Origin of the sequence: Geminocystis sp., from assembly GCF_041753295.1 — a bacterium.
Taxonomy (GTDB): domain Bacteria; phylum Cyanobacteriota; class Cyanobacteriia; order Cyanobacteriales; family Cyanobacteriaceae; genus Geminocystis.
This window is the reverse complement of sequence record NZ_JBGSUU010000099.1, coordinates 1-23,321: the sequence shown is the minus strand read 5'-3', so window position 1 is coordinate 23,321 and position 23,321 is coordinate 1. Positions and strand designations below refer to the sequence as shown.

Genomic DNA, 23,321 nt, shown 5'->3' with positions numbered 1-23,321 from the left:
TCTTAAACTAGCTTTAATTTCTTCTACTGGGGTATCATCAGGATCAGACTCATTTTCATCGGACACTAACAGAATAACTTTAACTCTACTAGGTGTCACTAAATCTAAATGATCATCTAATAAAAGTTCTTTGTCATTATTTAGGGTTGCCATTACTTCAAATGCTTTCATAAACTTAACTCCATGACACGATAGGATGATTTTATCACAAGTGAATTAAAGACTTTTGAGTTATCCATAAAAGAGAGGCTCTAATTGATTTAGAGGTTGAACCAAATTATACCTAATCTTCTTGGTATCAATCATTTAAGAGCAATTAAAGCCTTTGAAAAAATCGGTTTTAAAATTATTCGTCAAGGAAAACATATCACCATCACAGATGGATAACATATTATTACAATTTCTAGAGCAAATCCTATTAATGCTTATACTATGGCGACAATTATCAAAGGTTCGGGTTTAAATATTAGACAATTTAAAGAACTTTTATAACTTGATATGAGAGAATCAAACCAAGTCATAAAAAAAGTGGGCAATGCCCACCCTACATTAGAAAAGTCCCCAAAATTAGGGATTTAAGAAGCTACGCTACAGGTAAAACTTCACTTTCTTTTGCTAAGAATTTTTCTAATTCCGTTAACGCATCCGCATCAACTTTAGTTTGCATCGGACAGAATTTCGGTCCACACATAGAGCAAAACTCAGCAGTTTTATAAATATCTGCGGGTAATGTCTCATCATGATATTCTTTAGCACGTTCAGGATCTAAAGATAATTCAAATTGACGATTCCAGTCGAAGTTATAACGGGCTTCTGAAAGCTGATCATCACGATCACGAGCTCCCGGACGGTGACGAGCTATATCCGCCGCATGGGCTGCAATTTTATAAGCAATCAAGCCGTTACGCACATCTTCAGCGTTAGGTAAGCCTAAATGTTCTTTAGGAGTAACATAACATAACATAGCTGTACCGTACCAACCTGCCATAGCAGCACCGATGGCGGAAGTAATATGATCATAACCGGGGGCTATATCAGTAACAAGAGGACCTAACACATAAAAAGGTGCTTCAGAACACTCCTCCATCTGTTTTTTAACGTTAAACTCGATTTGATCCATCGGTACATGACCTGGTCCTTCTACCATTACTTGTACATCATGCTCCCATGCTCTGCGAGTTAGTTGTCCTAATGTTTTTAACTCCGCTAACTGAGCTTTATCAGAAGCATCATGGGTGCAACCAGGGCGTAAAGAATCCCCTAAACTGAAGGAAACATCATATTTTTTGAAAATTTCGATAATTTCATCAAAATGAGTATAAAGGGGGTTTTGTTTATGATGATGTAACATCCAACGGGCAATAATACCACCACCACGGGATACAATACCAGTAATGCGATCGCGCACTAAGGGTAAATGTTCAATTAAAATCCCTGCGTGAATGGTCATGTAATCAACACCTTGTTGAGCGTGTTTTTCGATGATGTGTAAAAAGTCATCAGGGGTAAGACTTTCGATGTTACCGTGAACACTTTCTAAGGCTTGATAAATAGGTACTGTACCGATAGGGATGGGAGAAGCCTTGATAATTGCTGTACGAATTTCGTCTAAATTACCTCCTCCGGTGGATAAATCCATTAAGGTATCAGCACCATATTTCACCGCTAAATGTAGTTTAGCTACTTCTTCATCAATGTTAGAAGAATTGGGAGACGCACCAATATTCGCATTAACTTTACATTTTGAAGCAATCCCGATAGCCATAGGCTCAAGGTTAGGATGGTTGATATTAGCAGGAATAATCATTCTACCCCTTGCTACTTCATCTCTAATTAAATCAACGGGTAAATTCTCTCTTTTGGCTACATAGTGCATTTCTTCGGTAATTACACCTTGACGAGCATAATGCATTTGGGATACATTAGCTTGTCCACTACGTTTTGCTATCCATTCTGTACGCATATTTTATCCTCAATAAACAGCTTTCCTACGCTGGTATTACCCAGTCTCAGGTTCTAAGGGTTTTTCTCAGCCTATTTTTTTTAGACACCCCTAGCTATGTAGAAAATTGTATCATTTATTCACCAGTTTCGGTATTAGGTGTTATCCACTGTTTCAGTATTTTTAAGTAAGGTTACTCTTACATCATCAATAGCATGATTTAATTGGTTAATTTTTTCTTCTAAACTTAGTCTTTCGTTTTCAATATCTTCTTCTTCATCTATCATAGAATATTGACGATGTTTGATAGGTGATTCATTATCAAGGTTACTTTTATTTTCTTGATTTTTATTGGCTATTACTGTTCCGATGATACCGCCAACTACACCGCCAATGATCGTTCCAAGAATAAATCCACCGCCAAAGTTATCTTTTTCATTCATCTTTTTTACTTTATTTTTATGTTTATTTATTGATAATTTGTTTTGATTTATAACAATTTTTTAAAGTTATTTATGGGTTATTAATTAGTACCAAAAGAGCGATCGCCAGCATCACCTAATCCGGGTACAATATAACCAGAGTCGTTCACTTGTTCATCAATCATAGCAGTATAAATATTCAAACTAGGATAATGGGCGCTTAATTTTTGTAAAGCAGGAGGTGCAGCGACAACGGATATAATGCGAATAAAATCTGGATTACCACCTTTTTTGACGATTTCATTCATGGCGAACATTATTGATCCTCCTGTGGCTAACATGGGATCTAGTATCAAAATACGAGTATCATCTTTAAATTTAATTGGTAATTTATTCAAATAACAACTTGCTTCAAGAGTTTCCTCATTTCTGACTAACCCTAAGTGATAGGTAGTAGCAAGGGGTAATAAGGTTTGACAACCTTCCCATAAGGTTAAACCAGCCCTTAAAATAGGAATTGTGGCGATGGTGGTGTTAGGATCAATAAAAGTAGCGGATGAATTAGTTAAAGGGGTTTCTATGTCCACGTCTATGGTGGGCAACCATTCTCTAATCGCTTCATAAGTCAACCAACGTCCTAATTCTACCATGGCGGTTTTAAAAAGAGTTGAAGGGGTATTTTTATCTCTTGCTATTCCTAACCAATGTTTAATTAATGGATGAGGTGGTACATAAATTCTTAGTTGTGATGGCATTTCATTAAGTCCTTTTGTGCAATTTTTCTCAGCTAGACAATTATACAAGACGATCATTGTACAATGGAGAGTTGAAAATTATTATTTTTCAGTTTTAAAAATGTCATCCCCTATTGAAAGAATTAAATTATCTAAAAAAGCTAAAGATCAATTAATGAAGTTAAAAAGAGTGACAAAAATAGATCAATGGAATATTTTATGTCGTTGGGCTTTTTGTCTTTCTTTAGCAGAAAAAAGTAATCCTGCGTCTTATCCGATTCCAGCGGATAGTAATGTAGAAATGAGTTGGCACACTTTCGGCGGTGACATGGGAGATATTTTACTTTTGGCTTTGAAATATAGATGTTACCAAGATAGGTTAGGTACGGATGAAGAAACTTTAAACCAACAATTTCGTTTACATCTTCATCGTGGTATTAGCTATCTTGCGGTAAATTCAGATTTACAAAAACTGCAAAATCTACTGGAAATGTCTAAATCAGCTAATTAATTCTTCATGGTTGAATTATCTTTTTGTACAGCGTCAATTAGAGCTCGAACTTCTTTAACTCCTTCAGAGGCTTCAAAATTAAAAGGAAATTTTCCTGCGCAGAGTAAATGTAAACCTAAAGGTGCAATACTTAATAAACCTTTTACGTCACGAAAATAATTTCCTACTACCATAACACCAAATTTACGCTCATCAATCCAACCATCTTTTTTAACTAAATTAATTAAAACTTTACGGTGACGAATAGGCAGACTGGAATTTTGATCTTTTTTCGCTAAAATTTCACTTTTTACTTTACTAATTTGATCTAGTGGTGCAACATCCATCGGACAAACTTCATTGCATAAATAACAACGAGTACAACCCCAGACACCGCTATCAGAAGAATCATATTTTTCTAATCTTTGTTCGGTGTTATTATCCCTAGAATCCGTCACTAAACGATAACTTTTTGCTAAAGCATGGGGGCCAACAAAATGAGAATTAACTTCTTTTGCATTGCACTCAGAATAACAAGCACCACACATGATACAATTACCAGTTTGTTCTAATAATTTACGCTGATCTGGTGTTTGTAAAAACTCTTTTTCTGGGATATTTCTACTATTAGAACTGATATAGGGTTCAATAGTTTCTAAATCATTCCAAAAATTACTCATATCTACCACTAAATCTTTTAAAACAGGTAAATTATTCAGAGGAGAAATAACTATTTCATGGATATTATTCTCTCCTCCATTAGGATTAATAATTTTTAATTCACCAGCAATATTTTCTTTACAGGCTAAAGCAGATCTGCCGTTAATTCTCATGGCACAACTACCACAAATAGTATTGCGACAATTTTTACGGAAAGTCAAACTTCCATCTAATTCCCACTTAATTTTATTTAAACATTCCAAAATAGTATTATTAGGATCAACATCTATTGTATAGTTTTGAAATTGAGGGGTAGAATTTGATTTTTGACGGAGAATTTTAAAAGTAACTTTCATTTTAACTAGATACATTATTGATAAAGTTATTTCTATTGTCTTGTGTTAATTTAGAACTGACAAGAGTACAGGGGATCAATTTTCTAAAATTAATTAATATAGTAACTATTTTTATCCTTAGCTATGTAGAGAAAAACTTAACTTAGGAGACAAAATTAATAATAATCTTTCAAAAAAAAACTATTTAATGATGATTTAATGATCATTTTTTGTTATTATAAATTATTGTCAGAAATAAAAATAAGAAAAAACTAAAAAATTATTATGGGCGAAACAAATCCTATCCCTTTATCAGGAAAAGCATTATTACAAAAAGTTAAAGAGTTATCTGATATTCCTCGCCGTCAAAGAGCAAAAGCCTGTGGTTATTATACATTAGGAAAAAACGAAAAAGAAAGAGTAAATTTAACTGCTTTTTATGATGCTGTTTTAGCGGCAAAAGGAGTCCCTCTTGATCCTGAAAGAATTAAAGATGGCCGTGGTAGAGAAGCAACTTTCCGTGTAAGTGTGCATAAAAATGGTCAAATTGTCATTGGTTCTAGTTATACTGAAAAAATGGGATTACTACCCGGTGATGAGTTTGAAATTAAACTGGGTTACAAACATATTCATTTAAAACAAGTTGGTGCAGATGACGAATTTGATTAAGATTAATCAATGATTAAATTCTGTAAAAGTAACAACAAAATGACTATTTTTCGTAATAATTAACCTTGCAGATAAAAATGCTCAATTTTGAGGCTAACTTAGTAATCGCACAATTAAATCAATTAAATTCAATTATAAAAATCATTTTATTTTTGATAATATGGGCGGTTATCTGGTTTCCCATAGCAATCCCCCTCGCAAGGTTAGTAAAATGGCAAATAGCCGCTCCAATTTCCAACACACAAAAACTAACTTTCATTATTTCTCTATATTCTTTAGTCCCTGTTTTAACTTGGGCTATGATTAAAGCAGAACAAACTACATTAGCAAAAATAGGATTAATTTTTCAAGTTAGCCTTTTTAAGTTTATCCTATTTGGCTATGGTTTGGGTATTGTTACAATGTTACTAATTTATGGTTTAGAGTTATTAATGAGTTGGCTAACTTTAAATCGTCAAAATATCTTAACTTTCAATCTTTGGCTTAATGTACCTTTACTTTTATTGGTAAGTTTTTTTATTGCTTCTATGGAGGAGTTAATTTTTCGAGGTATTTTCGTTAATTTTTTAGAAGCTGATTTTAATTTATGGTTAAGTGCCATTATTTCTAGTTTAATTTTTGCTTTATTACATCTAATTTGGGAACAAAAAAACACATTTCCTCAATTACCCGGATTATTTTTAATGGGAATAGTGCTTTTTTATGCGCGTATAATCAATAATGGTAGTTTAGGGTTAGCCATCGGTTTACATGGTGGTTGGGTATTTATTTTGGCTTGTGTCGATACATTTAATCTTTATACTTATAATCCGTTATCACGAGGATGGTTAATCGGGAAAAAAGATCAACCTTTAGGTAGCATGGCTGGTTTAGCTGTTTTATTATTAACTTCTTTATTTTTAGGTTTGAAAAATATTGTATTTTAAGTAACGATAACTCGAAAGGTTAAATTTATTCTTGATGACACTGGTTTACTGGTTTTGGGAATTTGATGTAACCAATATTCTTGAGTTTTTCCAGCCATAATTAATAAACTGCCGTGGGTTAGAGTAATTTCTTCTCTGATGTTATTTTCTTTGTCTCTAGGCTTGAGTAAAAATCGTCTTTCACCTCCAAAACTCACTGAAGCGATAATTGGTTGTTTTCCTAACTCTTTTTCATTGTCGCTATGCCATCCCATGGTGTCTTTTCCGTCACGATAAAGATTCAATAATACGCTATTAAATTTTATTTGTGCAGTGGGCTCGATTTTTTGTTTAATGGTTAATAATGGTTTAATCCAGTCATGGGGATACATGGTAATTCCAGAATAAGTATATATTTTATCTTGATCTCCATACCATGCACTTAAACGAGGTTGAAGATGAGTTTTACCGAATAAAGTTATATAATATTGTTGCCATTGGATGTTATTTTCTAAGTCTTTAAATAAAAAATTTGCCTCATTTAATGACCAAAAATTAGGATAATAAATAATCTCACTATTAGGTAAATGAAGTTTTAACATGGTTTAAATCAAGTTTTTTGATTAATCTATAGATTTTAAATTATTCTTGGTATTTTCATCAGGATGAATATAAATAGCAGTGGGAAATTGTTGTTTTGTTAAATCTAATTTAATGATTTTTTGTGTAGATAAAGTATGAGAATTTTTTTCGCTAACGGTTTCTACTTCGTTTAATAAGGTAGCTAATTCTACTTGTTTTTCTAATAAATCTGTATAAGATACTAAGTTACTTAATCCGTTAATTAGTTTTCTTAAATTACGTCTAAATTCAGCATCTCCTGTAAATTCCTCAATTTCTGAGGTTATTTTAGCTGTATTCGCAAAGGTAACTCTAGCAGAATCTAAGGTTTGTTGTAACGTTACAAGATTTGTAGGGTTATTTAATTCCTCCGAAAGTTTTAATAAGTTATTACTTATTTGGGTTAAATTTTCGCTACTTTTTTGGACATTTTGAGCAATTTTTTCGACATCGGCAGAATTATTAACTCTAGTCACTAATTGATCTGTATTTTTAGCCAATTGACTAACATCGGCGGTGGTTTTGCTTAAACTGGCGATCGCTGTACTTAGATTAGATTTATTATTATTAATAAGTTGATTCATATTCTGAGTCAAAGAACTAATTTCGGTGGAAACATTGCTATAATCATCAGCTAAACGTTTGACTTGTTCAGTTGTAACATCAGCAGTACGAGTAATGGAATCAGCAGTACGAGTAAAAGATTGTGTGGTATTACCAACTTTTGCGGCGGCGGTGGAAATTGTCCCAAGATCTTGTTTTGCTTGGGTGGCGAAGCCTGAAAGTTCATCGGTTAATTGAGAGACTTTATTTCCTGCTTTATCAAGATTTAAAACGGCATTATTAATGTTATTAAATATATCATCATTATCGAAACGATCGCTTAAGCGTGTTAAAGTTTCTACTAAATCTGGACTAGCTTGAGCGGAAATTTTTTCTTCATGACATAAAATTAAGTTTTGATCGATACAATTTTGACTTAAAGGATCAACTTGTTTTGCTTGTTCGGTTAGTTCAGTTTCAGGGATAATATTAACACTAACATCTCCTAACAATCCAGATCTAATGGTGGAAACTCTCACTTGAGAAGGAATACGCAAACTGTTATCAATTTCTGTCCAAATTTCTACCCCATTACTACCCGGTTTTATGGTAACAATTCTACCGACTCCCACCCCACGAAAAAATACTCTACCGCCTTCTCTTAATCCTCCCGCATTTTCAAACAATAACCTTAATTGATAGTTATTATTGCGAAATTTATGGCCTTTAAGAAAGAATACCATTCCACCGAAAACCATTAATCCTAGTAATAAAAATAATCCAACAGATCCTTCTCGTACTAATCTTGATCGTAACATCTTTATTCTATCCTGAATTATATTCGTTATTTAATAGGTCCTTCTGTACTAGCACTAAAAAATTGTCGCACTAAAGGGTTATCTGTGGTATCAATTTCTTTAATTTCTCCATCCCATTGAAATTTACCCTCATAAAGAAAAACTAGGCGATCGCCAGTTCGTCGAATGGTGCTATTTTGATGAGTTACCATAACATAAGCACTACAGGCATCACTACTAACTTGTAAATGACGAACTAAATCTTCTACTACCGTTGAAGCAATAGGATCTAATCCAGCCGTAGGCTCATCATACAAAACAACTTCAGGTCGTTCTTCTGGTTTGTCGGGGTTAAAAACAATGGCACGGGCAAAACTAACTCTTTTACGCATCCCTCCAGATAATTCCGCAGGATAAAGATTAGCGGTTTGTGATGGTAAACCCACCATTTCTAAGGCATTATCCACAATTTCCTTAATTTTATCGTGAGAAAGAGTTGAATGTTGATATAGAGAAAAACCGATATTTTCTCTGACGCTTAAAGAATCAAATAAAGCAGCCTGTTGAAATACCATGCTAACAGCTAAAAATTCTTGATGATCTTCGATTAATCCTACTCTTTTTTTGCCTTTAACATAAATTTCCCCTTGGTCGGGTTCAATTAAACCCGCTATAATTCTTAAAATAGTGGATTTCCCCGTACCACTAGGACCAATCATGACTAAAGCATCACCTTCGTAAATTTTTAAATCAGCATTATCTAAAATAATTTTATTCCCAAAAGATTTAGAAACGCCTTTTAATTCTATTATTGGTTCTGATGAATTCATTTGCTATTAAATAGTTAATAAACTCTTAATTAATTACATTCTTTTTCAACTTGAGTATAGATAGTTTTCCATTGTTTTAGTTGTTTTTCATTTTTAGAATCAATGGATTTTAATTGAGAATTATCAGCATAAAAAATTTCGTTAGTTTTAGCGGTAATTCCTGCTTTTGAACATTCTTTAATCTCTTTAAACTCCATAGGTTTATCAACATCATTTTCTATAACATTATCAATTTTTTGACTAGATTGATTATCAGAAATTGCCGAAGAAGATTCGTTATTTGATTTTACTTCAGATTTGTCGATAGATTGATTTTCTTGTTTTGTTGTTGATGCTTCCGTATTTGTTTTTTCTGGGGAAGAATTTTTATCTTTATCATAATTAGAGTTAACTTCTGCATTAATTTTCAAGTTTAAACCATCTAAGGCTTCACGATCACAACCTACTATAAAAGTACTGATGATTAATAACATCGAAGCAATAATTTTCATAGATTCTATACTCACAACCAATAACTTATTAACCTAACATTATATAACGTGCGATAAATAATTGATAAAAAATTATCAACTAAGAGAAACAATATAAAATTAATTATCTTTTATAGATTATAATTGAGAAGAAAAGAAGTTATTATTTTTACTTTTTTGATGAACATTAATAATTAATTATCCATAAATAAACGATTTATTTAACTACGAAATAAACGACTATATAAATTTTCATGTTTCATACTAGCTAAGGATAAACCCCAACTACAACTAGATAATTCATCATCTTTTAAATTAATAATTGTTTCCAAATTTAGTAAGATTTCTTTATTTATATTTAATAATAACTGTTGTCCTTCTGTTTGTCCTAAAGGAATTAATTTTACCCCTACATTAATCAAATTATTAAGCCAATTATGAAGATAACCTAATAATATATTTTCTATTTTTATCTCCCAATGAGCTGTAATTAAGCCAAAAGCAACGACATAATTACAAGAATTATTTAACCCTTCAATAACTGGTTGTAAAGATTTATTATTAGTTTCAAAGGTTTTAATTAATCTTAATAAACTTTTCCCCATTTGCCAACTTTGTTGCCTTAATTCTGAAGTTTCTCGACTAGCACTATACCAATTATTCCAATAAAATAAATTGTCTAAATCTTGTATTAAATAACTATTATAAATACGAATTATGATCGCTAATTCTATTCTAATAGAACCATATTTTAACTCATTTGTCAACCAATTATTTAAACTTTTACTATCAATAATAATGTTTTCTTCCACGAGAGTTTCTAAACCTTCGGAATAACTATAAGCACCTAAAGGTAAAGTAGAATTACAAAGTTGTAAAAGTAATAATAATTTTTCTGACATCAATCATGATGAGTATAAAGTGTGATAAAAAATATTATATCGCAATGCTATCAGGTATCGGGTATCAGGTTTTAGGTTTCAGGTTTCAGGTTTTAGGTTTTAGTAACAAATAATTATTACCAAAACCATTTATATATAAAGATTATCTAATTATTAAAATTCGATTCTTTTGATTTAACATTTTTTCTTTAGCCTAACAACTGAAATTTTTATGATATTAATTGAGTTGATTTTGCTTAACGTCAGTTATTTACAAATAATTTAAAAATTGCGATTTAATTGTTAATTGTATTCTGTAGTTAAATTAAATCTGCTTGATGAATAATAACGGCTAAAAGCGCTGAAAAAACTGTAATTCCCGTAGCTACTAAAGGATGTTGCCCTTGACTTACGGCAAAAGAGGTAATAATTCCCGCACCAATGGCAGCAGTTAAACCAGCATTAATGAAATCTTTTTCTTGGTTATTATTCATTTTATTGATAATGTAGATAATTTTTTGTTATTAAAACTCAAAATAACATTTTCTTTTTTCCTGAATAACTTTTTTTAAAAAAGATTAATATTTTGCTATATTTCTTAATATTAATTTTTGTTAACTATGAATAATTTGTCAAAAAAATAGAAAGAGAGAAAACATCTTCAACCCTTATAAATCAATGTTATTAATAGTTAAATTGCTTTATGTAATTCTCCTAAAATAACATCTTTTTTCGCCCCCGTAACACTAGGTAAATTTCCTTCATAATTATTAACGTGCCAATAAGCTAAAATAGCAAATGCGATGGCTTCTTTAAATTCGCTACTGATACCTAAATCATCACTTACCAGTAAATGACAATCAGGTAAATAACTTTGTAAACGCTGTTTTAAATAACTATTACGACTGCCGCCTCCAGCCAAAATAACTTCAGAGGGTAAGGAAGGTAAAAAACGATGGTAACTATCAGCAATGGAAGCGCAAGTTAATTCTGTCAAGGTTGCTAACCAATCAGCATTACTTAAATGATAATTTTGTGTATCTTGATGACATTTTTCTAAGTAAATATGCCCAAATAACTCTCTTCCTGTGGATTTTGGCGGTTTTTGATGAAAAAAGTCTTGTTTTAACCATTCTTTGATTAGGGGAAGACATGGCTTTCCTTGACGACTCCAATCACCGTTAAAGTCAAAAGTTTGTTGATTATTAGTCAATTTTTGTACAGCTAAATCTATTAAAGCATTACCCGGTCCTGTATCCCAACCGATAATTTTTTCTTGCCATTTTGGGGTATGAGTTGAAGGTAAATAAGTGGCGTTACCGATACCGCCAATATTTTGTAAACAACGACTATGACGAGAATGACGATATAAACATAAATCAATTTTGGAGACTAATGGTGCGCCTTGTCCTCCAGCGGCAATATCTGCTACTCTAAAATTACTAACGGTATCAATATTTGTTAAATGGGCGATATAATCTCCTTTACCTAATTGTAAGCTATAGCCTAACTGATTTTTTTTTGGCGGTTGATGATATACTGTTTGACCATGAGAGCCTATTAAATCTATTTTTGTATCTTTTGGAATGATATTTAATACCGCCTCGGCAAATTCAAAAGAGATCGCATGATCTAGTTGAGCTAATTCTGCCATAGAAATAGAATCACCTTCACACACTTGAAGAATTTTAGTGCGCAAAGAGGTAGAATAAGGAAAAGTTTGTCCTACTAATAAATTAACTTTTAAGTTTAATCCTGTACCTTGAATATCAACTACAGCTGTATCAATGCCATCAACAGAAGTACCGCTCATCAAACCTGCTACAATCATATGTTAAAATTCTTACCATAATTAATCTATGAATTTTTCTAGGAAAGATTTTTTGCCTATTAAAATTTAGATTTATTTTAACTCAGATGTTGCACCTTATTTTAACGGATAAAAATGGAGGAATAGAAAATAAGAATAATAATTTACTGTGATATTTTTTAAAAAATTGTTGAATTTAGACTATTAAGTATTTTTGTTCTAATGCTCAGGATGATTTGAAGTAAATAAAAAAAATTTAATCAGGTTATTTATTCTTAAAAATTGTTTCATTATTTTGATAGGATAAATTTAGTTAATCCATTGCTATTAATGTTAATTTTAGCGGTAAAACTCAATGATGAAATTTTCTCGACGTATCTTTTTGCAAAGTGTAGGTTTAAGTGTCACCTCTTTAGGCACATGGGGAAGTAATTTATTCATTTCCAAAAGTCAGTTAAATGCTTATGGTGAGATTTTGGAATCATCAACGTCACAAAAATTAGCCTTATTAGTCGGTATCAATCAATATTCTCAGGGTAAAAGTTTAAAAGGATGTACTACTGATGTTGAGTTACAAAAAGACTTATTAATTTATCGTTTTGGTTTTGAGCCTAATAATATTGTTACTTTAACAGATCATCAAGCTACGAGAGAAAATATTTTAACAGTTTTTGAAGAACATTTACTTAAACAAGTACAAAATAATGATGTCGTTGTTTTTCATTTTAGCGGTTATGGCAGACAAGTCAAATTAAATAATAATGAAGATAATTTTTCTTTGGTTAATAGTTTAATTACTCATGATAATATTCCATCTCAAGACAATGTTGTTAATGATATTCTTGTGGATAATATTATTAATTTAGCACAATCTTTTAAAACTAATAAATATACCCTTATTTTTGATACAAATTTTGTACCTTCTTCTTTACCTTTGGCTAATAAATTGTCTTTACGTTGTCAAGATTTTAACGATAATTTAGTTATTAGTGAAGCCGAATTAAATTTAAGTCAAAAGTTAGTTAATAATACAAGTCAAATCTTAGGTAAAAATAAGTCTAATCAATTATCAGGTTTAATTTTATCTCCAGTTGTAGATAGTATATCTACAGAAATTAATAGTTTCAATTTTAATGTAGGATTATTTACTTATGCTTTAACTGAATCACTTTGGCAAATTTTCCCAGAAACCGATAATTTAACACTGATGAAAAAAGTTGCTTCTGAAGTTACTTTATTTAGTGGAAATAACGAAAAATTAGCTTTTAAACCTAACACAAAAATTGATATTTTTTCCTATCATCTTCCTACAGAATATTCCAGCCAAGGAAATGCTATTATAACTAATATTATAGAGCCTAATCTTGTGGAATTAAAGTTAATAGGCTTACCTTTATTTGTTTTATTTAATTATCAATTAAATTCATGCTTTGTAACTAATATTGATAATCAAAAAATGTTAACTTTGCAAATTATTGCTTTAGAGGGGAATAAAGCTAAAGCGGTTATCATTAATAATGATGAAAAATTAGTAATAAATAAAGGTGTTATTTTAAAGGAATTTGTACGAGTTATAAAGAAAAATACTAAATTAAATATTGCTTTAAATCATACTTTAGAAAAAATAGAAAAAGTTGACGCAACAAGTGCTTTAAGTGCCATTGATACCATAGAATCAGTAATTAATTTTGGTGATAATTTTGCTGACATAATTTTTAGTAAATTGACTAATCTAAGTAATGTAATTGATGGTTATAGTTTATTTTCTTCCTCAGGAATTTTATTAACAAATACATTTCCTAAAGTATCTCATGAAGCTGTTTCATCGGCAGTAAAACGTTTAATTCCTTCTCTAAAAATTGCTTTAGCTGAAAAATTATTTCATTTAACTTTAAATCAATATTCTTCTTTATTACCTGTTAGTGTTAGTTTAGAAATTAGTCATAATAATAAAAAGTTTATTACTAAAAAACAAACTATTAATAGTTACTTAAATTCTGTTAAAGATTCTAAAATAAAGTCATCTTTTGTTGATAATAACTTATTAATTAATATACCTTTAGGTAGTCGATTTACTATTAATATTGATAACGAAAATGATTATGATTTATATTATTTATTACTAGGCATTAATTCCTCTCGACAGATTATTGCTTATTTTTCTCCTAATTCAGGGATAATTAATCAAGGAAAAACTGTTTCTATTGCTGAAAATTCTGACAGTTTAAAATTGATAGTTAATAACGAAAAAAACTTAGGAGAATTTATTTTAATTTGTGCTAAATCACCTTTTAATAAAACTTTGAATAAATTATATAAAACTACTGATATGAAATTAGACATCGAGCAAATAATAGTAGTAGAAAATCCTGTAATTATCGCTCAATGTATTTTAGAAGATTTACATTTAGGTAGCAATATTAATCCAAATTTAGTTAATAATGTGACAGATATTTATACCCTAGCTTTGAGTAATTGGGCAACATTTAGTTTTGTTTACCAAATAGAATAGTCTAATTTAATCTATAACTATAGAAGATTAATTAATGTCTTGAAAAACTTTTTGTTAAAGGAGAAAAATAATTATTTTCTTAGAAATATTCTTTAATTAAATTGTCTAAAATTACTTTTACTTTATCTCTATTTTAAGATAAATATGTTGGGTAAAATATTGTTATAATTAATATTAGTTATTAAAATCTATCAAAAATATGATTAAAGTTTTTATTGTTGAAGATGAAATTATTGCCGTAGAAAGTCTTACTGTGGATTTACAAAAAATAGGTTATGAGGTAGTAGGAAGTGCAAATGATAGTGAAAAAGCCTTAATTAAAATTAATCAAACTTCTCCTGATTTAGTATTGATGGATATTAATATTAAAGGAGAAAAAGATGGAATTACTTTAGCAGAAGAATTAAGAAATATTAACTCTATTCCTGTAGTTTATTTAACCGCTTATGCCGATGAAAAAACCTTATCAAGGGCGACTAAAACTTTTCCTTTTGGATATATTGTTAAACCTTATAAAATTCAAGATTTAGCTACTACAATTACCATCGCTTTAGAGAAATATAAAGAAGTAGAAAAAATTAAAAATCAATTAATTGAGCAACAAGCTAAGTTAGAATTTATTAGTAAATATGATGAGTTAACTCAATTACCAAATCAATTATCTTTAGTAGAAAATTTTAACGCTATTTTAGAGGTATTTTATCAACAATTAAGTTATCAGGAAAATATTAAAAATAATGAAATTCCTCAACTTATTCCTATTTTTTATCTCAATTTTAATCGGTTTAAATTAATTAGAGATGAATTTGGGCAAGAATTGAGTAATCTTTTAGTAAAGGGATTAGTAAAAAGATTAAAAGCTAATCTAAGTGAAGATACAATAATTACTCGCCTTCAAGGAGATGAATTTGCTTTAATTATTCCGCCTATTTCCACTAAACAAGTAGCCATAGATTTGGCTAGAATGTTATTAGAAAAAATCACTCCTCCGTTTATTTATAAACAACAAGAAATTTATATTGATTTTAGAATTGGAATTAGTTTTTATCCTCTTCAAGGGCAAAATATAGATGAACTTTTATATAAAGCAAAAGAAGCTATTTATGGTTTAGAAAATATCGGAGAAAATCAGTTTCAAATTTACTCTCCAGCTTTACATAAATATACCGCAAAACAAATAACATTAGAAGCACAATTACACCATGCTTTAGATAGAAATGAATTAGAACTTTATTATCAACCAAAAGTAGATATTAAAAATAGTAAAATTATTGGTGCAGAGGCTTTATTAAGATGGAATCATCCTGATGAAAAATTTATTTCTCCCACCATATTTATTCCTATTGCTGAAGAAACAGGATTAATTGAGCCCATAGGGGAATGGGTATTAAACAAGGCTTGTGAAGAATTTAATTTTTTACATAAAAATTATAAGGCAGATTTGCAAGTAGCTGTTAATCTTTCTGCACGACAATTTAATCAAGATTTATTAGAGCACAAAATTTTAAAAATCCTTGCTTTTCATTATTTTAATCCTTCTTTATTAGAGATAAAATTAACAGAAAGCATATTAGTTAGAAATACCTCTTTTGCTTCTAAAAAATTAAATAAACTTAAATCAGCAGGGTTAAAAATTGCTATCGATGATTTTGGCACAGGTTACTCTTCTCTAGGTTATCTTCAATCTTTTAACTTTGATATTCTTAAAATAGATCGCTGTTTTATCAAAGAAATTAATAAAAATACTAAAAATGCAACTATTACTAAATCTTTAATAGATATGGCACATCAATTAAACTTACAAGTTGTTGCTGAAGGAGTAGAAAATGAGCCAGAATTAGCTTTTTTACATAGGAATAATTGTGATTATTATCAAGGTTATTTATTTAGTCGCCCTCTTCCTTTTTCTCAATTTCAAGAATTATTAAGTAATAATATTTAATGTGGATTAAGAAAATATTTTTTGGTAAAATAAATAATAGTCTCTGTTTCTAAGTCTGCTTTAAATTCACCGAATAAATCTATAGTAAAACTATGAATAAAACCATTATTTTTTGGCATCGTAAAGACTTAAGAATTAAAGATAATATCGGTTTAGCAAAAGCCTATGAAAAAAGTTCAAAAATAGTTGGTTTATTTTGTTTAGATCCTGCTATTCTAAATAGAGATGATATTGCTCCAGCGAGGGTAAAATATCTATTAGAATCTTTGGAAGAATTACAGGCAAACTATCGAAAACTAGGTAGTGATTTATTGATTTTTCATGATTCCCCTTTAAAGATTATTTCTTCCTTAATCGAAAAGTTAAAAATCGAAGAAATTTACTGGAATTTAGATGTTGAATCTTTTGCACGTCAACGAGATAATATCATAAAAGAGGCTTTAACAATTAAGGGGATAAAAGTTAATACATTTTGGGATCAATTATTGCATTATCCTGAAACAATCTTATCAAAAACTAACACTCCCTATACTGTTTATACTCCTTTTTGGCGTAATTGGTCACAACAAACAAAACTACAACCGATTCTTTCACCTTCTAGGTTATCTCCTTTAACTCAAGAAGAATATAAAATAGTGAATAATCTTGGTTTGATACCTTTACCTACCCTTGAAAATTTAGGTTTTACATGGGATAACGAATTATTATTAAAAGGTGGAGAAATAGCAGCACAAGAAAGATTAGAGTATTTTTGTAGTTATTTGTTGTCAGATTATAATGATAACCGTAATTTTCCTTACCTTGATGGTACATCACAATTAAGCGCTGCACTCAAATTTGGAACAATCGGAGTTAGAACTTTATGGCAAAATACATTAGAGGAGTTAGAAAACTGTCAAAGTGAAGAAGCAAGGGAAAATATTATAACGTGGCAAAAAGAATTAGCTTGGCGAGAATTTTATCAACATTGTCTCTATTTTTTCCCAGCATTAGAAAATGGCGCTTATCGTCAACAATTTCAAGATTTTCCTTGGCAAAATAACGAAACTCTTTTTCAAGCATGGTGTGATGGTAAAACGGGTTATCCCATCGTTGATGCAGCAATGCGACAGTTAAATGAAACAGGATGGATGCACAACCGTTGTCGAATGATTGTAGCTAGTTTTTTGACAAAAGATTTAATTATTGATTGGCGTTGGGGAGAAAAATATTTTATGCAAAAACTCTATGATGGGGATTTAGCTTCTAATAACGGTGGTTGGCAATGGAGTGCCTCTAGCGGTATGGATGCAAAACCTTTACGGATATTTAATCCTGCTTCTCAATCACAAAAATTTGACTCAGAAGGGGAGTATATTCGTCAATGGTTGCCTGAAATTAGTAGTCTTGACACGGCAGATTTAGTTACGGGTAAAATATCCCCTCTCGATGCACAAAGTTATGATTATCCTTTACCTATTGTTGATCATAATCAGCAACAACGCCAGTTTAAGTTCTTATATCAATCAGTAACTAAGGGATAATTATTAATTGTTGTTGTGAGTTGAAAAAACTACGATAGACTCCTTCGGTAATAATTAAAATTGTAACTAAGTTAGCAAAAGCAATCATAAATAAGATTAATATTTGATAGGAAGCTGCATCTAATGGGTTATTACCTGCTAATACTTGCCCTGTAAACATTCCGGGTAAGCTAACTATACCGACTATCATCATGGAATTAATAATCGGAATTAAACCTACTCTGATGGCTTCTTGGCGATATTTTTTGATAGACTCTTTTCCCGTTGCACCTAAAGATAAATGAGTTTCGATTTCCAGACGATTATTTTTTATCATACTTGCTAATCTTTCCCCTGATAATGATGCACCATTAAGGGTATTTCCTAATATCATTCCCACTAAAGGAATTAGGTATTGGGGGTTATACCAATTCTCAGGCTGTATGATAAATACAATACCATAGCTAATAATTAAACTTGTACTAAAAAATAAACCACTCCATACGACTAAAAGCAATCCTTTAATTTTTTTACTGATACGATTTCTAGCAACAACGGCGGCGATAGTAACCATTGCTAACAAAACTAAAATCACGACAAAGGGATTATCTACAGCGAAAATAAACTCTAATATATATCCAATAAACATTAATTGTATCAGCGATCGCCCAGAAGCAATTAAAATTTCTCCTTCTAAATCGAGTTTTTGCCACCATGATAAGATAATGGTAATTAAAATAATAGCCCATGCCCAAAATAAATCAATAAAATCTAAAGTGATAATTTCCATATATAGTTTTGATTGAGATAAATAATATTAACTGATGTTATCTGTTACTAGCCTAAAAATAGAATTAATTGTTGATACCTAACACCTGAAACCTAAAATCTGACACTTTTTCAGCAAAGCCTGAGTATTTCTTTCTGTCTCCTCACTTTATCGATAATTTTATCCTTTAGGGATGGTCATAATTACTTTTAAATCTAAAATTTTTGGTAAGATTTAATTAACTTTAGCAAAAAAATCTTATGTCACATTTTAGCAGTATAAAAACCCAAATCCGCAATCTTACTTCTTTAAAAGCCGCTTTAGCTGATTTAGGAATAGATTGGAAAAATGGCCCTTCTCCTGTAAGAGGTTATCAAGGAAAAACTAACCAAGCAGAAATTGTGATCGAACAAGAAAACAACTATGATATTGGTTTTAGTTGGAATGGTCAAGAATATGAGTTAGTAGCTGATTTACAATACTGGCAGCAGCCTTGGACTGTTGATGGTTTTTTACAGCGTGTGACTCAAGGTTATGCTTTAAATACAGTATTAGCTGAATCCTCAAAGCAGGGTTTTGCTGTTACTGAAAAACAAAAAAATGAAGATGGTTCAATTCGCTTAGTAGTTCAACGCTGGAATTAATTATTTTCAATCTTAATGATTATTACACAAGGGGATCAATTTCTCCTTGTAAACTCCCTAAAATTTATCTTAATCACTAGAAAAAATGTTAGATCAACCCGATGAATTATTAACCACAGGATTTGAACCAGAATTAGGCGGAATTTGGCGAGATAACCCTGAAAGAAGCGGATTTGAGCCTGAATTAGGCGGCGATGATCAAGAAAAAGGTGTTTATGTTGATGAAGTGACTTGTATCGGTTGTAAAAATTGTGTTCACGTTGCACCTAATACTTTTTATATTGAAAATGATTTCGGAAGATCCAGAGTTTATAATCAAGATGGTGATGGAGAAGAAATTGTCCAAGAAGCTATGGATACTTGCCCTGTAAACTGTATTTATTGGTTAAATTATACCGAAATTAAACAGAAAGAAACTGAGCGAAAATATCAAGATGTACGTTTATTGGGGTATCCTCAAATTCATAAATCAGCCAAAATAAAGAAAAAAAATCCTAATTAACCACAGATAATGGTAAATCACGAATTGCTAATTGATTCCGAGTCAAGTTAACATATATCTGGGTAAATTATTATTATTTTTAGTAAAATCTCTTGTCTTCTAGCTTATCTATTTGTATTTTTGTCCCTGTAGTGCAAATTGTTCACTCTTTAACCCATTTATTGAGTGGCGATGGTGATAATCCGTCACTATGCAATCTTTATCATTTACATATACTTAATTCCGTCACAGAATTGAGGGAATTTGTTATAGATAATAAAGAAAAATTAGACTGTTTAATCATCCTTAATGATGATGTCAGTATTCCCATCATTCATGAATTTTATGAACAAGGTTTAGTGTTACCAGTTATTATCATCGAACCAGATGAACTCGATTTGTCCAGAGAATCTCTCGTGATAGAATCAGAAATAAAACTCAATCCAGAAACCATAAAAGAATCGGATTTTATTGATCATATTTATCACACCGCCGAAGTTAGATTAAGATTAAGACAGCTAGGAAATATAATGAGTTATATTAATAAAGCAATAACTCAATTTTTACACCTAGCACCCAGTTGTTCTATTGTTGAAAATCCTGAATATACATCTAAACATATAGAAAAAAAACAAAATTTTTTACTCCTACAACAAAGAAGACTTGCAGAAAAACTCAAAGAAAGATTAGGCTATTTAGGTGTTTATTACAATCGAAATTCAAACTATTTTTATCGTTACCTTTCCCAAACAGAAAAAGACGAATTAATAGCACAAATGAGTCGTGATTATCGAGAAATTATCTTAGTCTATTTTAATCAAGAAAGTGACGTAAATCAACAAATTGATCAATTCGTAAATCAAGCATTTTTTGCAGATTTATCTGTTTCTCAAATCCTTGAAATTCACATGGAATTAATGGATGAATTTGCTCAACAACTTAAATTAGAAGGAAGAAGTGAAGATATATTAATAGATTATCGTTTAGCTTTAATTGATATTATTGCTCACCTTTGTGAGATGTATCGTCGTTCTATTCCTAAAGAAGAATTACCTTTTGAAGTAGTTTTTCCAGTAGATTAATTTAAAAAATAATTATAAAATATAAAAAATAATAAATAATTAGAAAAAATATCTTTATGACTCCTCTCAAAAAAACTTATGTACTTAAATTATATGTAGCTGGAAACACCCCTAATTCTGTGAGAGCTTTAAAAACCTTAAAAAATATTTTAGAAGAAGAATTTAAGGGAGTTTATGCTCTCAAAGTTATCGATGTTTTAAAGAATCCTCAATTGGCAGAAGAAGATAAAATTTTAGCTACTCCAACTCTTTCTAAAGTTTTACCTCCTCCCGTGCGTAAAATTATTGGAGATCTTTCAGATCGAGAAAAAGTTTTAATCGGTTTAGATTTATTATATGAAGAAATAAGGGATCGAGAATAATTCACAAATCATGTATAATAATTCCTTTTTATAATAAAAATATACCATTAATTTTCGACATTTATTTAACTCAATTTTAGACTTAAATAATAATAATAAAACAGTTTTAAAAAAATTTTTTAATCTTAATTTTAACCATGAGTATTATCAAAAAAGAAGAATTAAAAGCTAAAGGTGTAAAAAAAATTCGCACCATGATTGAAGGATTTGACGAAATAAGTCATGGTGGTATTCCTATCGGTAGAACAACCCTTATTAGCGGTACTTCAGGTACAGGAAAAACACTTTTTGCCGTGCAGTTTCTCTATCATGGTATCAAATATTTTGACTATCCCGGACTATTTATTACCTTTGAAGAATCACCCTATGATGTTATTCAAAATGCTTATAGTTTTGGGTGGGATTTGCAAAGTTTAATTGATGAAGGTAAACTATTTATTTTAGACGCATCACCAGATCCTGAAGGACAAGAAGTTGTAGGAAATTTTGATCTTTCAGCACTTATTGAAAGAATCCAATATGCTGTTAATAAATATAAAGCAAAATTAGTTTCTATTGACTCTGTAACAGCAGTTTTTCAACAGTATGATGCAGCTTCGGTGGTGAGACGAGAAATTTTTAGGTTAGTAGCTCGGTTAAAATTACTTGGCGTTACGTCTGTAATGACCACAGAACGCTTAGATGAATATGGCCCCGTAGCTCGTTTTGGGGTAGAAGAATTTGTTTCGGATAACGTCGTAATTGTTCGTAATGTCCTTGAAGGAGAAAGAAGACGACGTACTTTAGAAATTTTAAAACTACGAGGTACAACCCACATGAAAGGAGAATATCCTTTTACCATAACTGGGGATGGTGTTAATATTTTCCCTCTTGGTGCTATGCAACTAACTCAAAGGTCATCCAATGCTCGTAGCTCATCTGGTATCAAAACCCTTGATGAAATGTGCGGCGGAGGTTTCTTTAAAGATTCCATTATTCTAGCCACTGGTGCAACAGGTACGGGTAAAACTTTATTGGTGAGCAAATTCTTAGAAGAAGGTTGTCGTCAAGGGGAAAAAGCGATTTTATTTGCCTATGAAGAATCAAGGGCGCAATTATCTCGTAACGCTTCCTCTTGGGGTATCGATTTTGAAGAAATGGAACAAAAAGGACTTTTAAAGATATTATGCTCTTATCCTGAATCTACTGGTTTAGAGGATCACCTACAAATGATTAAATCTGAAATAGCAGAGTTTAAACCCAGTCGTATTGCTATCGATTCTTTATCGGCTTTATCCAGAGGCGTTACTAATAATGCTTTTCGTCAGTTTGTCATTGGAGTGACGGGATATGCAAAACAAGAAGAAATTACAGGATTTTTTACTAATACCACAGATCAGTTTATGGGGGCTCACTCCATCACAGAATCCCATATTTCCACTATTACTGACACAATTTTAATGTTACAATATGTGGAGATTCGAGGGGAAATGTCTCGAGCAATCAACGTCTTTAAAATGCGTGGCTCATGGCATGATAAGGGTATCCGAGAATATACTATCAGTAAAGAAGGACCGAATATTAAAGATTCTTTCCGTAATTATGAACGTATTATTAGCGGTTCTCCTAGTCGTATTAGTATTGACGAAAAAACTGAATTATCTCGTATTGTCAAAAATGTTAAAGATAAAACGTCATCCTAATTAGAAATAGTTTCATAGTGTTTTGGTGAGAGTAAAGGCTTAAACATCTACTAATTAGGGGTTGCTGAAAAAGTCTGAGGAAGGGGTAGGGCAAAGGGCAAAGGGCAAAGGTTTTAATGGTTTTGATTTTTGAAATTAGAGTTTGTAACTGTATAATACTACCCTGTTTTTTGAGCAAAAATGCCTAAAACTACGCACTTTTTTATTAACTTAACGATGCCCCAAGCCTTGATTTT

Annotated in this window: 23 protein-coding genes, 1 pseudogene and 1 riboswitch; of the genes and pseudogenes, 12 read left to right on the top strand and 12 right to left on the bottom strand. The window is 30.8% G+C overall.

Translation table 11 applies throughout. From position 1 onward, the window contains the following. The first annotated feature begins 279 nt into the window (after positions 1 to 279). Positions 280 to 492: pseudogene (locus tag ACEW8E_RS11480) on the top strand (type II toxin-antitoxin system HicA family toxin). A gap of 91 nt (positions 493 to 583) precedes the next feature. On the opposite strand, the gene thiC reads toward ACEW8E_RS11480, so the two are convergent. From thiC to upp, 3 genes are all read right to left on the bottom strand, one after another. Then, positions 584 to 1,963, bottom strand: coding sequence for a phosphomethylpyrimidine synthase (thiC, locus tag ACEW8E_RS11475; protein WP_373480482.1), 1,380 nt, complete (start codon positions 1,961 to 1,963; stop codon positions 584 to 586). A gap of 5 nt (positions 1,964 to 1,968) precedes the next feature. Continuing rightward, a riboswitch (TPP riboswitch) is annotated at positions 1,969 to 2,065 on the bottom strand. Between the two features lie 32 nt (positions 2,066 to 2,097). After that, positions 2,098 to 2,385 carry a hypothetical protein gene (locus tag ACEW8E_RS11470; protein WP_373480481.1) on the bottom strand — a complete coding sequence of 96 codons (288 nt, stop codon included), beginning with the start codon at positions 2,383 to 2,385 and terminating at the stop codon, positions 2,098 to 2,100. 80 nt (positions 2,386 to 2,465) lie between these two features. Then, complete coding sequence (upp, locus tag ACEW8E_RS11465; RefSeq protein ID WP_373480480.1) at positions 2,466 to 3,119, bottom strand: uracil phosphoribosyltransferase; 654 nt, start codon at positions 3,117 to 3,119, stop codon at positions 2,466 to 2,468. A 100-nt stretch (positions 3,120 to 3,219) separates the two neighbouring features. Between upp and dndE the strand changes: the two genes are divergently transcribed. Beyond that, on the top strand, positions 3,220 to 3,609 hold the full coding sequence (gene dndE, locus ACEW8E_RS11460; protein ID WP_373480479.1) for a DNA sulfur modification protein DndE: 390 nt from the start codon (positions 3,220 to 3,222) through the stop codon (positions 3,607 to 3,609). On the opposite strand, the gene ACEW8E_RS11455 is transcribed toward dndE, so the two are convergent. Next, on the bottom strand, positions 3,606 to 4,604 hold the full coding sequence (locus ACEW8E_RS11455; RefSeq protein ID WP_373480478.1) for a succinate dehydrogenase/fumarate reductase iron-sulfur subunit: 999 nt from the start codon (positions 4,602 to 4,604) through the stop codon (positions 3,606 to 3,608). The genes dndE and ACEW8E_RS11455 overlap by 4 nt on opposite strands. Positions 4,605 to 4,868: 264 nt before the next feature. Between ACEW8E_RS11455 and ACEW8E_RS11450 the strand changes: the two genes are divergently transcribed. Together ACEW8E_RS11450 and ACEW8E_RS11445 are read left to right on the top strand one after the other, a co-directional pair. Next, the gene (locus tag ACEW8E_RS11450; protein ID WP_373480477.1) at positions 4,869 to 5,252 is read left to right on the top strand and encodes an AbrB family transcriptional regulator; all 384 of its coding nucleotides are present in this window, start codon (positions 4,869 to 4,871) and stop codon (positions 5,250 to 5,252) included. Positions 5,253 to 5,329: 77 nt separating this feature from the next. Further along, positions 5,330 to 6,178 carry a lysostaphin resistance A-like protein gene (locus tag ACEW8E_RS11445; RefSeq protein ID WP_373480476.1) on the top strand — a complete coding sequence of 283 codons (849 nt, stop codon included), beginning with the start codon at positions 5,330 to 5,332 and terminating at the stop codon, positions 6,176 to 6,178. Here ACEW8E_RS11445 and ACEW8E_RS11440 read toward each other — a convergent pair. From ACEW8E_RS11440 to ACEW8E_RS11410, 7 genes are all read right to left on the bottom strand, one after another. Continuing rightward, complete coding sequence (locus tag ACEW8E_RS11440) at positions 6,175 to 6,759, bottom strand: alpha-ketoglutarate-dependent dioxygenase AlkB (protein ID WP_373480475.1); 585 nt, start codon at positions 6,757 to 6,759, stop codon at positions 6,175 to 6,177. The genes ACEW8E_RS11445 and ACEW8E_RS11440 overlap by 4 nt on opposite strands. 21 nt (positions 6,760 to 6,780) lie before the next feature. After that, positions 6,781 to 8,139 carry an MlaD family protein gene (locus tag ACEW8E_RS11435; RefSeq protein ID WP_373480474.1) on the bottom strand — a complete coding sequence of 453 codons (1,359 nt, stop codon included), beginning with the start codon at positions 8,137 to 8,139 and terminating at the stop codon, positions 6,781 to 6,783. A 26-nt stretch (positions 8,140 to 8,165) separates the two neighbouring features. After that, positions 8,166 to 8,948, bottom strand: a complete 783-nt coding sequence (locus ACEW8E_RS11430) for an ABC transporter ATP-binding protein (RefSeq protein ID WP_373480473.1) — start codon at positions 8,946 to 8,948, stop codon at positions 8,166 to 8,168. A 29-nt stretch (positions 8,949 to 8,977) separates the two neighbouring features. Beyond that, positions 8,978 to 9,454, bottom strand: a complete 477-nt coding sequence (locus ACEW8E_RS11425; RefSeq protein WP_373480472.1) for a hypothetical protein — start codon at positions 9,452 to 9,454, stop codon at positions 8,978 to 8,980. 185 nt (positions 9,455 to 9,639) lie between these two features. Then, on the bottom strand, positions 9,640 to 10,320 hold the full coding sequence (locus ACEW8E_RS11420; protein ID WP_373480471.1) for an urease accessory protein UreF: 681 nt from the start codon (positions 10,318 to 10,320) through the stop codon (positions 9,640 to 9,642). Positions 10,321 to 10,619: 299 nt separating this feature from the next. Continuing rightward, positions 10,620 to 10,793, bottom strand: coding sequence for a hypothetical protein (locus ACEW8E_RS11415; RefSeq protein ID WP_373480470.1), 174 nt, complete (start codon positions 10,791 to 10,793; stop codon positions 10,620 to 10,622). Positions 10,794 to 10,990: 197 nt separating this feature from the next. Further along, positions 10,991 to 12,130 (bottom strand): anhydro-N-acetylmuramic acid kinase, encoded by a 1,140-nt coding sequence (locus tag ACEW8E_RS11410; RefSeq protein WP_373480469.1) that lies wholly within the window; start codon positions 12,128 to 12,130, stop codon positions 10,991 to 10,993. A 334-nt stretch (positions 12,131 to 12,464) separates the two neighbouring features. On the opposite strand from ACEW8E_RS11410, the gene ACEW8E_RS11405 reads away from it, so the two are divergent. The 3 genes from ACEW8E_RS11405 to ACEW8E_RS11395 all read left to right on the top strand — a co-directional run bounded on the left by ACEW8E_RS11405 (position 12,465) and on the right by ACEW8E_RS11395 (position 18,086). Then, positions 12,465 to 14,621, top strand: a complete 2,157-nt coding sequence (locus tag ACEW8E_RS11405) for a caspase family protein (RefSeq protein ID WP_373480468.1) — start codon at positions 12,465 to 12,467, stop codon at positions 14,619 to 14,621. A 199-nt stretch (positions 14,622 to 14,820) separates the two neighbouring features. Next, on the top strand, positions 14,821 to 16,563 hold the full coding sequence (locus tag ACEW8E_RS11400) for an EAL domain-containing protein (protein ID WP_373480467.1): 1,743 nt from the start codon (positions 14,821 to 14,823) through the stop codon (positions 16,561 to 16,563). 92 nt (positions 16,564 to 16,655) lie between these two features. Continuing rightward, positions 16,656 to 18,086: an FAD-binding domain-containing protein gene (locus tag ACEW8E_RS11395; RefSeq protein ID WP_373480466.1), complete on the top strand. Its 1,431-nt coding sequence runs from the start codon at positions 16,656 to 16,658 to the stop codon at positions 18,084 to 18,086. On the opposite strand, the gene fetB is transcribed toward ACEW8E_RS11395, so the two are convergent. Next, a complete protein-coding gene (fetB, locus tag ACEW8E_RS11390) occupies positions 18,076 to 18,855 on the bottom strand; it encodes an iron export ABC transporter permease subunit FetB (RefSeq protein WP_373480465.1) in 780 nt (259 codons plus the stop codon). The genes ACEW8E_RS11395 and fetB overlap by 11 nt on opposite strands. A 239-nt stretch (positions 18,856 to 19,094) precedes the next feature. Between fetB and ACEW8E_RS11385 the strand changes: the two genes are divergently transcribed. From ACEW8E_RS11385 to kaiC, 5 genes are all read left to right on the top strand, one after another. Continuing rightward, the gene (locus ACEW8E_RS11385) at positions 19,095 to 19,478 is read left to right on the top strand and encodes a DUF1257 domain-containing protein (protein ID WP_373480464.1); all 384 of its coding nucleotides are present in this window, start codon (positions 19,095 to 19,097) and stop codon (positions 19,476 to 19,478) included. 85 nt (positions 19,479 to 19,563) lie between these two features. After that, positions 19,564 to 19,980: a ferredoxin gene (locus tag ACEW8E_RS11380; protein WP_373480463.1), complete on the top strand. Its 417-nt coding sequence runs from the start codon at positions 19,564 to 19,566 to the stop codon at positions 19,978 to 19,980. A 92-nt stretch (positions 19,981 to 20,072) separates the two neighbouring features. Beyond that, positions 20,073 to 21,041, top strand: coding sequence for a circadian clock protein KaiA (locus ACEW8E_RS11375; protein ID WP_373480462.1), 969 nt, complete (start codon positions 20,073 to 20,075; stop codon positions 21,039 to 21,041). A gap of 56 nt (positions 21,042 to 21,097) precedes the next feature. After that, positions 21,098 to 21,403, top strand: a complete 306-nt coding sequence (kaiB, locus tag ACEW8E_RS11370) for a circadian clock protein KaiB (protein WP_373480461.1) — start codon at positions 21,098 to 21,100, stop codon at positions 21,401 to 21,403. Positions 21,404 to 21,540: 137 nt separating this feature from the next. Beyond that, a complete protein-coding gene (gene kaiC / locus ACEW8E_RS11365) occupies positions 21,541 to 23,085 on the top strand; it encodes a circadian clock protein KaiC (RefSeq protein ID WP_373480460.1) in 1,545 nt (514 codons plus the stop codon). Positions 23,086 to 23,321 lie beyond the last annotated feature (236 nt).

Excerpts from the sequence above, each read along its gene's own strand:
- kaiC (WP_373480460.1), top strand. The coding sequence starts at position 21,541 with ATGAGTATTATCAAAAAAGAAGAATTAAAAGCTAAAGGTGTAAAAAAA.
- ACEW8E_RS11420 (WP_373480471.1), bottom strand. The coding sequence starts at position 10,320 with ATGTCAGAAAAATTATTATTACTTTTACAACTTTGTAATTCTACTTTA.
- thiC (WP_373480482.1), bottom strand. The coding sequence starts at position 1,963 with ATGCGTACAGAATGGATAGCAAAACGTAGTGGACAAGCTAATGTATCC.
- ACEW8E_RS11400 (WP_373480467.1), top strand. The coding sequence starts at position 14,821 with ATGATTAAAGTTTTTATTGTTGAAGATGAAATTATTGCCGTAGAAAGT.
- ACEW8E_RS11450 (WP_373480477.1), top strand. The coding sequence starts at position 4,869 with ATGGGCGAAACAAATCCTATCCCTTTATCAGGAAAAGCATTATTACAA.
- ACEW8E_RS11435 (WP_373480474.1), bottom strand. The coding sequence starts at position 8,139 with ATGTTACGATCAAGATTAGTACGAGAAGGATCTGTTGGATTATTTTTA.
- ACEW8E_RS11395 (WP_373480466.1), top strand. The coding sequence starts at position 16,656 with ATGAATAAAACCATTATTTTTTGGCATCGTAAAGACTTAAGAATTAAA.
- ACEW8E_RS11405 (WP_373480468.1), top strand. The coding sequence starts at position 12,465 with ATGATGAAATTTTCTCGACGTATCTTTTTGCAAAGTGTAGGTTTAAGT.
- ACEW8E_RS11410 (WP_373480469.1), bottom strand. The coding sequence starts at position 12,130 with ATGATTGTAGCAGGTTTGATGAGCGGTACTTCTGTTGATGGCATTGAT.
- ACEW8E_RS11440 (WP_373480475.1), bottom strand. The coding sequence starts at position 6,759 with ATGTTAAAACTTCATTTACCTAATAGTGAGATTATTTATTATCCTAAT.
- upp (WP_373480480.1), bottom strand. The coding sequence starts at position 3,119 with ATGCCATCACAACTAAGAATTTATGTACCACCTCATCCATTAATTAAA.
- dndE (WP_373480479.1), top strand. The coding sequence starts at position 3,220 with ATGTCATCCCCTATTGAAAGAATTAAATTATCTAAAAAAGCTAAAGAT.
- ACEW8E_RS11445 (WP_373480476.1), top strand. The coding sequence starts at position 5,330 with ATGCTCAATTTTGAGGCTAACTTAGTAATCGCACAATTAAATCAATTA.
- ACEW8E_RS11385 (WP_373480464.1), top strand. The coding sequence starts at position 19,095 with ATGTCACATTTTAGCAGTATAAAAACCCAAATCCGCAATCTTACTTCT.
- ACEW8E_RS11430 (WP_373480473.1), bottom strand. The coding sequence starts at position 8,948 with ATGAATTCATCAGAACCAATAATAGAATTAAAAGGCGTTTCTAAATCT.
- ACEW8E_RS11415 (WP_373480470.1), bottom strand. The coding sequence starts at position 10,793 with ATGAATAATAACCAAGAAAAAGATTTCATTAATGCTGGTTTAACTGCT.
- ACEW8E_RS11455 (WP_373480478.1), bottom strand. The coding sequence starts at position 4,604 with ATGAAAGTTACTTTTAAAATTCTCCGTCAAAAATCAAATTCTACCCCT.
- ACEW8E_RS11380 (WP_373480463.1), top strand. The coding sequence starts at position 19,564 with ATGTTAGATCAACCCGATGAATTATTAACCACAGGATTTGAACCAGAA.
- ACEW8E_RS11470 (WP_373480481.1), bottom strand. The coding sequence starts at position 2,385 with ATGAATGAAAAAGATAACTTTGGCGGTGGATTTATTCTTGGAACGATC.
- kaiB (WP_373480461.1), top strand. The coding sequence starts at position 21,098 with ATGACTCCTCTCAAAAAAACTTATGTACTTAAATTATATGTAGCTGGA.
- fetB (WP_373480465.1), bottom strand. The coding sequence starts at position 18,855 with ATGGAAATTATCACTTTAGATTTTATTGATTTATTTTGGGCATGGGCT.